Here is an 11,619-nt window from a genome sequence, read left to right as displayed (position 1 = left end):
GGTCCCCGCTCCCGATWRCCCCTTCTGTCTGCGCCGAGGAGCGCAGGTTCAGGCGGATCAGGGATCGCGATTGTCTGAGCGAAGCGAGTTCGAGCGAGACCCCGCCTGAACCGAGCACCGCAGGTTGCCCGWAGCGAAGCGKAGGGTCGCARACAGCAGGGTCGCCTTTTCTTTGGTGACTTTCTTTTGGCGAMGCAAAAGAAAGTTACTTGCCGCCGGGCAACCCCCGGCCAGCAGCACTCAGCAAAGAGCGCGCCCATCAAATAAACAGAAGCTCAACTCTTCACTCGATTCACCAAAAACACCCCAAAAATCGCCAACGCCCCACCCGCCAGCAAACTGATGCTCAAGGGCTCTCCCAAAATCMGCCACCCCAGCAACACGCCAAACACCGGCACCAGGTTGTTGAACACCACGGTGCGTGCCGCGCCCAGCTGGCGTATGCCTTCGTAGTACCAGACAAAAGCCACTGCGGTGCCGAGCACGCCGAGGAAGGCCAGGCCGGCCCACACCTCAGGGGTGAACGATTCGGCATGTACGCCGGAGATATCGCGCAGGGCCAGCAGGCCCAGGAACAGCGTGCCCCAGATGGCCGCCCAGAGCGTGGCCAGCACGGGTGACAAGCCTTGCAGCAGCTTGCGGCCCAGCAGCGTGTACACCGCCCATGCGCACACCGCACCAAACATCGACAGCTCACCCTTGCCGAGCGACTGCGCGATTTGCGAAAGATCTCCGCGCGTGACAACGATCCATACGCCCAGCAAGGCCAGGGCTACGCCCAGCCAGCGCACTGGCGAAAGCCGGTCGCCCAGGAATGCGGCGGCCAGCAGCAGTGTGACCACCGGGTTCAGGGCAATGATGAGTGAGGTGCGGCCTGCCGGCAGCACGGAAAGCGCCGAGAAGAACAACAGGTTGTAAATAAAGATACCGGTGGCGCCCAGCGCCATCGTGCCCAGCAGCTGGCGGCGCGACAGTGTCGTGAGTGCGCGCAGGCCTTCGGTGAAATGCAGCGCCACCAGCAGCGCCAGCGTAGCAAACACAAAGCGTATGAAACCCGCCGTGGCGGGCGGCAGGTGGGCGGAGATGACGCGCCCGGCAATGAAGGTGCCGCCCCAGAGAAAGGGCACGCAGGTCAGGCGCAGGTACAGGCCCAGGAGGCTTTTACCCGCCGGGGGAGCCGTGGCGGCGATGCCGGACAGGGGGGCTGCGGTGGATGATGTGGCTGTAGCGGTCATGCGGTTTTTGTTGGGAAAAAGGCTGGCATCGGTTAGATTGATGCATGAGATTAACTGCTAAATGACTCACTATCAAATGAGTGTTTACTCATTCTTGCCCGCGTACCCCCTTAACGCTTGTTGAACCGACCATGACACTCGCCCAACTTGAAGTCCTGATCACTCTCGATGAATGCCGCAGCTTTTCACGCGCGGCCATGCGCCTGGGCACGACGCAGTCGGCCGTCAGCCATGCGCTGCGTGCGCTTGAAACGCAGTTCGGCGTGAAGCTTGCGCAGCGTGACGCGTCCGGCGTGGCCATGACGGATGCCGGCGAGCGGCTGTTGCTGCGGGCCCGCGAAATGACCGCCCTGGCCGCCACCATGACGCAGGAGCTCGGCGACGCCCGCGAGCTGAAAACCGGCACGTTGCGCATCGGCTCATTTGGGCCCACCTCCACTGTCAACCTTTTGCCACCACTGCTGGCTGCCTTTAAAAAGCGCCACCCAGGCGCGCAGGTGCGCATTGAAGAGGAAAGCGACGAAGTGGTGGACGACTGGCTGCTGCAAAAACGGGTGGAGCTGGGTTTTGTCGTCGTGCCTGACGAGCGCTTTGAAGTGCTGCCGCTGGTGCAGGACGAGTTTGTCGCCATCCTGCCGGTCAAACACCCACTGGCCAAACACAAGGCCGTGCCGGTTACCGCCCTGACGGGGCTGGACTTTGTGCTGACAGAGGCCGGCTGCGGCCCGGTCATTGTGCCCATCCTGCAGAAAAACATCGCGCTGCCCAAGGTGCTGTACCACTTCACGCAGATCATTTCCATCCTGCAATTTGTGCAACAGGGCCTGGCGGTATCGGTAGCTGCCCGCCTGGCGCTGCCCGATGCGCCCAGGGGCGTGGTGTACCGGCCCCTGTCACCGCCGCAGCCGCGCACGGTCGGCCTGGCCTGCCTGGATGTGGCCAAACTCTCGCCGCTGGCACGCGCCTTCTGGAACACCGCCCGTGAAGGAGTCAAAGCGCACTGAATCAGGTTGCTACTTATTTAATAGCTGCTTGCGCTTGTCCTGATTGGATTGCAGCCGGTTTCTTTCTAAATCAATGAGGGCTGCAGACGGGCTTTTCTGCTGGCTTGCCCGGCACCGTGCCGCCGGTGCTCACGAGTGGGCCCATCAAGTACCATCAGCCCATTCCGCAGGCTGGCGTGCAACATCGCAGCACGGAAAACAACAGGGAGGCCGGGGTCATGATTATCTGGAGCATTGTTTGGGGTGCCGTGCTGGGCTGGTTCTGGCCGGGCTATGGCGATTTCGGAGTCTTTCTGGGGGGCTTCCTCGGTTTGTTCGCCGGCCTTTCCTTGCGCTGGGCCGTGCGCGCCGAAGTCGAGGCCGCACACAGAAAGCATGCGCAGCAGGTCAAAGCGGCGACTGCATCGGCACCGCAACCATCTGCCATGCCGCGTGGCAGCATTCAGGTTGTGGAAGACGACGGCGGCTTCAGGGAATTTGAAAACACCGCTCCTTCGCCCGTTGCCCCGCTTCCTGCACGCGCACCTGCTGCGCCGCAAACCATGGCGCCTGTGGCTGCCAGCACGCTCAGCGCGGTTAGCAACGAAGAGGCATCCCTGCAAGAAGACCTGGCCCCGAATGGCTTGCCGCGCGCTCAGGCCGCGCCCGCCGTGCGGCCGGCTTACAAGCCGGCCGAGCCCAATGCCATCGAGCTGGCCCTGATTGCCGGCAAAAACTGGTTCCTGGGCGGCAACACCATCGTCCGGGTCGGGCTGGTTATTTTGTTCATCGGCCTGTCATTCCTGGCACGCTACGCGGCATCGGCCGGGCTCTTTCCGGTGGAATTCCGCCTGGCGGCCATCGCCGCCGCGGCGATCGCGCTGCTGGCCGTGGGCTTTCGCAAGCGCACGGAAAAGCCCGGCTTTGCACTCGCTCTGCAGGGCGCCGGCGTGGCGGTGATGTACCTCACGGTGTTTGCGGCCTTCCGCATGTACGGCCTGCTTGAACCGCTACCGGCCTTTGGTTTGATGATTGTGGTGTGCGCGCTGAGCTGTGCGCTGGCACTGCTGCAAAACTCGCGCGCGCTGGCGGTCGCCGCATTCGCCGGCGGTTTTGCCGTGCCCATCCTGCTGTCGACAGGGCAGGGCAGCCATGTGGGTCTCTTCAGCTATTACTCAGTGCTGAACCTGGCCATTTTGTTCATTGCCTACAAGCGTTCGTGGCGCGTCCTGAACGTGGTGGGCTTTATCGCCACCTTCGGCGTGGCCACTGCCTGGGGTGTTCTCAAGTACACGCCAGAGCACTACGCCAGCACCCAGCCCTTCCTCATCGGCTTTGTACTGATCTATCTTTTTGCCGCCATTCTCTATGCGCGCAACACGCCCACGAAGCTCGGCAACGCCGTCGACACCATGCTGGTGTTCGGCACGCCGCTGGTGGGCTTCGGCCTTCAGGCCGGGCTGGTGCGCGCCATGGAACTGGGCACGGCCTTTTCGGCGCTGGGCTTTGCCGCGCTGTACCTGGTGACGGCGATGGTGCTGGTGCGCCGGGCGCTGTCCAGCTACCGCTTGCTGATCGAATGCTTTATTGCCGTGGGTGTGGGTTTTGCCACGCTGGCGGTGCCGCTGGCGCTTGATGCAAAGTGGACCTCGGCTGTCTGGGCGCTCGAAGGCGCGGGCGCGTTCTGGGTCGGCATGCGGCAGGCGCGCTGGATGCCGCGCGCTTTCGGCCTGCTGCTGCAGGGCGTGGCCGCCATGGCGTTTTTGTGCGGGCTTGACGACGCAGGTGCGCTGGGCAACCCTGTTTCGGCCATTCCGTTCGGCAACCCGGCCTTTATCGGCGCCATGCTGATCGCGCTGCCGGCGCTGCAGCTGGCCTGGTGGCTGCGCCGGCCCCTGCCGCACAGCGAGTCTTCGTGGGCCAAGGCCTATGCCGGTGTGGAGTCGCAGCTCAGTGTTCCTGTTTACCTCTACGGTTTTTTCTTCTGGTGCCTGGCCTGGTTGCTGGAAATCAACCGCCGCGTGCCGGCGCTGGAGGCAGATGCCTTTCCCCGGCAGGCCTTTAGTGACCGCACCACCGGCCTGCTGATGATGCTGGCGGTGGTGGCCAGCGCGGCCTTGTCGATGGTGCTCGGCCTGAAGAAGCAGTGGGCGGTGGCGACCTGGCCGGCGCGCATCACCGTGGGTGTGCTGGCGCTGGGTTATGTGGCGCAGGCAGGTCAAGGCTACCGCGTGCTCGCCACGCCGGCGTGGGCCGTGTGGCCGGCGGTGCTGGTGCTGCATTACTGGATGCTGCGGCAGTCTGACAAGCAGGCGCTGGCCCTGTCTTCGCCAGCGGGAATGGAGGCCCGGTCGCCCTATGGTTTTTTGCATGCGGCAAGCGCGTGGCTGGTGACCTTCCTGCTTGCGGACTGCCTGTGGTCGGGTATCGGCAAGGCCGAGCTCTGGCGCACTTCGTGGGCCGGCGTGGTCCTGCTGGTCAGCGCCATCGCGGTGCTGATGCTGCTGGCGGTGTGGGCAGGGCGTGTCAACAGCGCGGCCCTGCGACAGGGCGCGAAGTGGCCCCTCAATCCGCATGCCCAGGCTTACTACTGGTATGCCGCCTTGCCGCTGGCGGTGCTGGTGTTCTGGGGCGCGCTGGTGGCTGCGGTTCACTCGTCGGGTCACACTGCACCGCTGCCTTACATCCCGTTGCTCAACCCGACCGACCTGACGCTTGCGCTCGCACTGGGCGCCCTGGTGTTCTGGCGCCGCGTGCTGGTGACGGCCGCGCCGCCGCCGGGCAATGCGGGCTGGGTGACCGGCCGTAATGCGCTGGTGGCTTTGGCCTTGCTGATGTTTGTCGCCGTCAATACCGTGTGGCTGCGCATCGCCCACCATTTCTTCGGCGTACGCTGGGACGCCGACGCGCTGTTCGGCAGCTTCGTGGTGCAAACCGGTTACGCCATTTTGTGGACGCTGCTGGCCCTGAGCCTGATGGTGCTGGCGCACCGGCGCGTGCAGCGGCCGCTGTGGCTGGTGGGCGCTGGCCTGCTGGGCCTGGTGGTCGTCAAGCTGCTGTTGATTGACTTGTCGAACGCCGGCGGGGCGGAGCGCATCATCGCGTTCATCGTGGTGGGGGTGCTGATGCTGGTGGTGGGCTACTTTGCGCCGCTGCCGCCCAAGGCCGCCGCCACCGCCACTGCGCAAGATGTTTTGCCCGAAGATGCGGGCGACCAGAAGGTAACCCAGTCATGAAAATCAACCAACGCTTTTTAACCCTGGCGCTCTCCACCGCGCTGGCAGCCCCGTTGCTGGCGCTGGCCGCCGACGCCGCGGATGCCGGCAGCGCCAAATCGTATGCTGTTCGCATACCTGTGACGCTGGCGCCTGATGCGCCGTTGCAGCGGCTGGTGGTGCCGGCCGAAGCCCTGGTGCGGCTGCAAAGCGCCGGTTATGGCGACATACGCCTCTTCAATGCGGCGGGTCAGCCGGTGCCCATGGCGCTGGCCAACGTCGCCGCGGAAACGGCTACGCAGGAGCAGCAGGTCAAGCTCACGGCGTATCCCATCCTGGGTGCCGCAGGCGCTGCCGGTCTGGAGGGTCTGTCGCTGCGCATTGAAGAGCGGCAGGGCCGGCGCGTGGTGCAGCTCAACACGGGCAGCGCGGCAGACACCGCGGGCGCGGCTTCATCGCAAAAGGTGCTGGGCGCGCTGCTCGACACGCGCAGCGTCAATGCGCCGGCAGCCCGCCTGACGCTGGACGCCGACCTGCCGGTCGGCCAGCCCGTGAGCTTTAATGTGCAGGCCAGCAAGGATCTGAAGAACTGGCGGCCCCTGGCCGACACCGTGCTGTACCGCGCCGATGCTTCCGCCCCGGCCGCCAGCCTGGGTGACAGCAGCCTGGCGCTTGCCATGGCGGATTTGAAAGACCACTACCTGCGCATCACCTGGGGGGACGCCGCCGTCACCCTGCGCGGCGCCACGCTGGTCACGTCCCGCAGCACGGCCCTGCGCCAGCGCGTGGGCGCCACCATGGCCACGCCGGTGCTGACCCATCCGCATGAGCTGACTTTTGCGTTGCCTTTTGCCACGCCTGTTGCGGCCTTAAAGATCACGCCGCAAGGCAGCAATGTGCTGGTGCCCATCCGCGTGCTGGGCCGTAATGACCGCAACCAGCCGTGGGCGTTGCTGGCCAGCGCCGTGGTCTACCGGATGACCACCGCGGGCAAAGAACAAGCCAGCGGACCGGTCGAATTGCAGGGCTCATCGGTGCGCGAAATGAAGATCGAAGCCGACCTCAAAACGCCGGGGTTTGCCGCCGCGCCTGAAATCGTCCTGCAGTTCGAACCGGCACAGCTCATCTTTCTGGCCAGCGGGCAGGGCCCTTTCACCCTGGCTGCGGGCCTGGCCAGCGCAACGGGGGCAGCAGGCGCTTTTCTGCCCATGGCCAGCCTGATTCCTGGCTACAAGGCCCAGCAGGAAAACTCGCTGCCTGTCGCCCAGGCCGACGTGTCCAAAGCAGACGTCACCGGTGGCAGTGCCGCTGTGGCCGGCCCGCTGGTGGCGGCGCAGCCCCCCAGCCAGGGCATGCCCACACGCAGCCTGGTGTTGTGGGGCGTCTTGCTGGCGGGAGCCCTGGCGCTGGGGCTGATGGCGTGGGTGCTGCTCAGGCAAACCCGGCAGGCTGTGGAGCCCGGTCAATAAGTTTTATACCRCCACTACCTGAAGTCGTATTGCTATTGTTTTGATAGCCCCTCGCGCAGATTCCTATTGGCCTAGAAGCACTTTTGGTTCAAATTTTGCGCGTTTGGTGCTGAAAAATGCCTTCACGTTGCGCACATTCGCGTCGCTGGTGAAAAGCCGCTGTGCCAGCGCAAGGTAGCGCGGCATGTCGGCCACATGTACCACCAGCATGAAGTCCGGCCCCGGTGAGACGCGGTAGCACTGCTGAACGGCGTCGTCCTGCACCACCCGCGCCTCAAACGCTTCCTGCTGCTCGGTGCCTTGACGATCCAGCGTGATTTCGACCAGGGCCGTCAGCCCGTGGCCGGTGAGGGTGGCCAGTTTGTCGGGGCTGAGCAGTGCGATTTCACGCTCCACCAGCCCGGCATCGCGCAGGCGTTTCACGCGGCGCAAGCAGGTCGGCGGCGAGATATGGACGCGTTCGGCCAGCGCCTGGTTGCTCAGCGATGCATCGGTTTGCAGGCTGGCCAGTAGCTTCACGTCAACGTCATCAATGGTTATTTGTTCCATTAAGTGAATATAAATGAAATTTAATTCTATATACTGAAGTGTATGAAATTAAATTCCATTAAATAGAAAAAATAGATCACATTGGAAAACTGTAAGTACGTAGCATCACCGCATTGATCTTCAGGAGACCTTCATGTGCGGCATTGTTGCTTCCGTTTCGACCCGAAATATCGTTCCCATCCTGGTGCAGGGTTTGCAGCGCCTCGAATACCGCGGTTATGACTCCTGCGGCGTCGCCGTGTACGCCGGCGGCCTGAAGCGCGCTCGCAGCACGTCGCGCGTGGCCGAGTTGCAGGAGCAGGTGAGCGCCGACAAACTCGAAGGCGTCACCGGCATTGCCCACACCCGCTGGGCCACACATGGCGCGCCAGTCGTTCACAACGCACATCCGCATTTCAGCCATGGCAGCGGCGCGGGCGCCACGGCGCGCGCAGGCAAGGTTGCACTGGTGCACAACGGCATCATCGAAAACTACGAAGAGCTGCGCGCCGGCCTCAAGGCCAAGGGCTATGTCTTCGACAGCCAGACCGACACCGAAGTCATCGTGCATTTGATGGACAGCCTGTACGACGGCGATTTGTTTGAAGCCCTCAAGGCCACCGTCGCGCAACTGCACGGCGCCTACGCGATCGCCGCCTTCTGCAAGGACGAACCGCACCGCGTCGTCGGCGCGCGCGCCGGCTCGCCGCTGATCCTGGGCGTCGGCAAGGACAAGACCGAGAACTTCCTGGCCAGCGACGCCATGGCCCTGGCCGGCGTGACGGACCAGATCGTTTACCTCGAAGAAGGCGACATGGTCGACATCCAGCTCGGCAAGTACTGGGTACTCAACAAAGAAGGCAAAGCCGTCCAGCGCGAAGTCAAAACCGTGCACGCCCACAGCGGCGCCGCAGAGCTGGGCCCGTATCGCCACTACATGCAAAAAGAAATCTTCGAGCAGCCGCGCGCCATTGCCGACACGCTCGAAGGCGTCGAGGGCATCGTGCCTGAGCTGTTCGGCGACGAGGCTTACCGCGTCTTCAAGGACATTGATTCGGTGCTTATCCTCGCGTGCGGCACCAGCTACTACAGCGGCTGCGCGGCCAAGTACTGGCTCGAGTCGATTGCCGGCATCCCTACGCAAGTCGAAGTGGCCAGCGAATACCGCTACCGCACATCGGTACCCAACCCGAAATCACTCGTCGTCACCATCACGCAAAGCGGTGAGACCGCCGATACCCTGGCCGCGCTGCGCCACGCGCAAAGCCTGGGCATGACGCAAACCCTCACCATCTGCAATGTGTCAACGTCGGCCATGGTGCGCGAATGCAAGCTCGCCTACATCACGCGCGCCGGCGTTGAAATTGGTGTGGCGTCCACCAAGGCCTTCACCACGCAACTGGCAGGCCTCTTCCTGCTCACGCTGGCCCTGGCCCAAAGCAAAGGCAAGCTCAGCGATGAAGAAGAAGCCGGCCACCTCAAAGCCATGCGCCACCTGCCCGCCGCCCTGCAAGCCGTGCTGGCGCTGGAGCCGCAAGTCATCAGCTGGGCCGAAGACTTCGCCAAGATGGAAAACGCACTGTTCCTCGGCCGCGGCCTGCACTACCCCATCGCACTCGAAGGCGCCCTCAAGCTCAAAGAGATCAGCTACATCCACGCCGAGGCCTACCCGGCCGGCGAACTCAAACACGGCCCCCTGGCGTTGGTCACCAGCGAGATGCCCGTCGTCTGCGTCGCGCCCAACGACGCACTGCTCGAAAAACTCAAAAGCAACATGCAGGAAGTCCGCGCCCGCGGCGGCGTCCTTTATGTACTGGCAGACGCCGACAGTCACATCGAAAGCGGCGAAGGCCTGCACGTCATCCGCATGCCCGAACACTATGGGGCACTGAGCCCGCTGCTGCACGTGGTGCCGCTGCAGTTGTTGGCGTATCACACGGCTGTGGCGCGCGGGACGGATGTGGACAAACCGAGAAACCTGGCTAAATCCGTCACCGTGGAGTGACGGATTCGAGGCGGCATGCAGCGCACTGCGAGGTTTGGCGGGCGCTCAATTCAGGCAGCAAAGCCGCCGCTCCCTCGGGCCGATATGCGGACGGTCCGGCCAAAAAAACATTAGGCCGGAAATTTATGCGTTCGCTGACGGCTTCCCGGTTCAGAATCACACCCATGACAACTCCCAAGCTGCTGATCGAGTCCGTGGACGGCATCATGACCGTGTCCCTGAACCGCCCCGACAAGCTCAATGCCATTGACAACGAGCTTGCGCGCGCACTTCTTGCTGCTATAGAGCTGGCCTCRCGCGACGATGCCGTCCGGGTGCTCCTTCTGCGCGGCAATGGCCGGGCATTCTGTGCGGGGAGGGACGTCAGTGCGCCACCCACTGAAGAGGACCTGGTCTTGGTGCAAGCCGTGTCCAAAGCGCTGGTGTCCCTGCCCAAGCCGGTGCTTGCTTCGGTTCATGGCTGGACTGTCGGCGCCGGCTTGGAGTGGATGCTCAATGCGGACATTGTGATCGCGGGGGAAAGCACCCGCTTCAAGTTGCCGGAGTCCTCCCTCGGGGTTTTTGTGACGGGTGGATTGACCGCCACCTTATCTGCCTATGCAGGCGTTGCGCGCGCCAAGGCGCTGATGCTCCTGGGCGAAGAGTTCTCACCTGCGCAGGCGATGGCTTGGGGACTTGTCTGGAAAGTGGTCTCCGACCAGGAACTCGAATCGGCTTCCCGACAAATCGGCGCCAGGCTGGCGTCGCTTCAGCCGGTGGTGGCAGCCAGCTTCAAACGGGTTCTCAACGACATCGGCCTTCGCCATTTCGATGATGCCATCGCGCTTGAAAACGATGCGCAGCGCACCTTGGGCGGTCGCGGGGTTCAGAACTAGCAGGCTGCCCAAGGCGTGCGGAAGATCTGATCTCTCAACGCCCAGGGCATGCTGGGGTTGACCGTCGATCCGGTGTCGCCCCGTCCACATGAAAGGCCGGTCAATCCCGGCGCCTGATTTCATCTTCGATGATGCCCAGCCGCATATCGAACTCAGGCATCACCCAGCGCCGTAGCGCTTCACTTGGGCCTTGCCAGCGCTCACTGCCTTGCGCGCCAGGCGTGTTGCAGATGCGCACCCAAGCCCAACCAARCAGTGCCAGCGCCACCGCGCGCAGGTAGTCGCCAGCGACCCAATAGGGCAACTGGGGCGCCGCACCCGCGACCTTGATCAATGCTGCGGTCGTCATCTCCAGGCGGGCGAAACAGCTCAATACAGCCTTCTCGTTCGCGCGCCCGTCGTCCAGGCCCTCCTGCAGGACCTGGAACATCTGCCGCAACGCCTTGCCGCCGTCCGGTATCACCTTGCGGACCAGCAAGTCGATGGCCTGAATCTCGTTGGTGCCCTCATAGATCATGGTCACGCGTGAATCGCGCACGGTCTGCTCGATTCCCCATTCGCGGATGTAGCCATGGCCACCGAAAACTTGCAGGCATTCGCTGGCGCCGTGGAAAGCCTGATCGGTGAAAGCAGCCTTCAACACGGGTGTKAGCAGGCTGCACCACTGCTGTGCCCTTTCACGACGAGTGGGGTCAGGGTGGTACCTGGCGATGTCGAGCTCGAGTCCTGTCTGGTAAGCCAGCACGCGCCCTCCGTCGATCCAGGCTCGTTGCGTATCCAGCAGGCGGCGCATCGCCGGGTGGCCGATGATGAAGTCGGCGGGCTCGGTGCTGGTGCGTGGCCCGGGCACGCGCATCTGCCTGCGCTCGCGCGCATAGGCATCGGCCTTTTGCCATGCGGCGTCGAGCAGGCCGATGCCCTGCAGCGCCACGTGCAAACGCGCCGCATTCATCATCACGAACATTGCGTTCAGGCCCTCGCCCGGCTGGCCTACCAGCCAGGCTGTCGCATCATCGAAGCGCATGGCGCAGGTGGGGCTGCCGTGCAGGCCCATCTTTTCTTCGATGCGATCGCAGTAGACATGGTTGCGGCTGCCGTCCATCAGCAGCTTGGGGGCGAGAAACAGCGACAGGCCTTTGGGGCCGGCAGGTGCATCCGGCAGGCGTGCGAGGACGAGATGCAGGATATTGCCGGTGAGATCGTGATCGCCACCGGAAATGAAGATCTTGCTGCCGTTGACGCGGTAGCTGCCGTCCGGCTTCGGCGTTGCGCGGGTGCGCACCAGTCCGAGATCGCTGCCGGCATGCGC

Annotated in this window: 8 protein-coding genes; 5 read left to right on the top strand and 3 right to left on the bottom strand. The window is 63.7% G+C overall.

Annotated elements, in window-relative coordinates:
• Positions 1-275: 275 nt before the first annotated feature.
• A complete protein-coding gene (locus AC1D1X_RS06450) occupies positions 276-1,235 on the bottom strand; it encodes a DMT family transporter (RefSeq protein ID WP_477697995.1) in 960 nt (319 codons plus the stop codon).
• Positions 1,236-1,366: 131 nt separating this feature from the next.
• Here AC1D1X_RS06450 and AC1D1X_RS06445 point away from each other — a divergent pair, with 131 nt between their 5' ends.
• From AC1D1X_RS06445 to AC1D1X_RS06435, 3 genes are all read left to right on the top strand, one after another.
• Complete coding sequence (locus AC1D1X_RS06445; protein WP_477670010.1) at positions 1,367-2,239, top strand: LysR family transcriptional regulator; 873 nt, start codon at positions 1,367-1,369, stop codon at positions 2,237-2,239.
• A gap of 218 nt (positions 2,240-2,457) precedes the next feature.
• Entirely contained in the window at positions 2,458-5,454 is a 2,997-nt protein-coding gene (locus AC1D1X_RS06440; RefSeq protein WP_477670009.1) for a DUF2339 domain-containing protein, read from the top strand.
• Complete coding sequence (locus AC1D1X_RS06435; RefSeq protein ID WP_477670008.1) at positions 5,451-6,902, top strand: DUF3999 domain-containing protein; 1,452 nt, start codon at positions 5,451-5,453, stop codon at positions 6,900-6,902. Before AC1D1X_RS06440 ends, AC1D1X_RS06435 begins: the two co-directional genes overlap by 4 nt.
• 63 nt (positions 6,903-6,965) lie before the next feature.
• On the opposite strand, the gene AC1D1X_RS06430 is transcribed toward AC1D1X_RS06435, so the two are convergent.
• Positions 6,966-7,451: an Lrp/AsnC family transcriptional regulator gene (locus tag AC1D1X_RS06430; RefSeq protein ID WP_477670007.1), complete on the bottom strand. Its 486-nt coding sequence runs from the start codon at positions 7,449-7,451 to the stop codon at positions 6,966-6,968.
• Between the two features lie 133 nt (positions 7,452-7,584).
• On the opposite strand from AC1D1X_RS06430, the gene glmS reads away from it, so the two are divergent.
• Together glmS and AC1D1X_RS06420 are read left to right on the top strand one after the other, a co-directional pair.
• The gene (glmS, locus tag AC1D1X_RS06425; protein ID WP_477670006.1) at positions 7,585-9,435 is read left to right on the top strand and encodes a glutamine--fructose-6-phosphate transaminase (isomerizing); all 1,851 of its coding nucleotides are present in this window, start codon (positions 7,585-7,587) and stop codon (positions 9,433-9,435) included.
• A 164-nt stretch (positions 9,436-9,599) separates the two neighbouring features.
• The gene (locus tag AC1D1X_RS06420) at positions 9,600-10,310 is read left to right on the top strand and encodes an enoyl-CoA hydratase/isomerase family protein (protein ID WP_477670005.1); all 711 of its coding nucleotides are present in this window, start codon (positions 9,600-9,602) and stop codon (positions 10,308-10,310) included.
• Between the two features lie 100 nt (positions 10,311-10,410).
• Here AC1D1X_RS06420 and AC1D1X_RS06415 read toward each other — a convergent pair.
• A partial coding sequence (locus tag AC1D1X_RS06415) for an acyl-CoA dehydrogenase family protein (RefSeq protein WP_477697994.1) occupies positions 10,411-11,619 on the bottom strand: 1,209 nt, incomplete at its 5' end.

It is taken from the genome of Polaromonas sp. P1_G4 (genome assembly GCF_056405475.1).
Note: the sequence above shows the minus strand (reverse complement) of the source record. Positions and strands in the feature narration are given on the sequence as shown.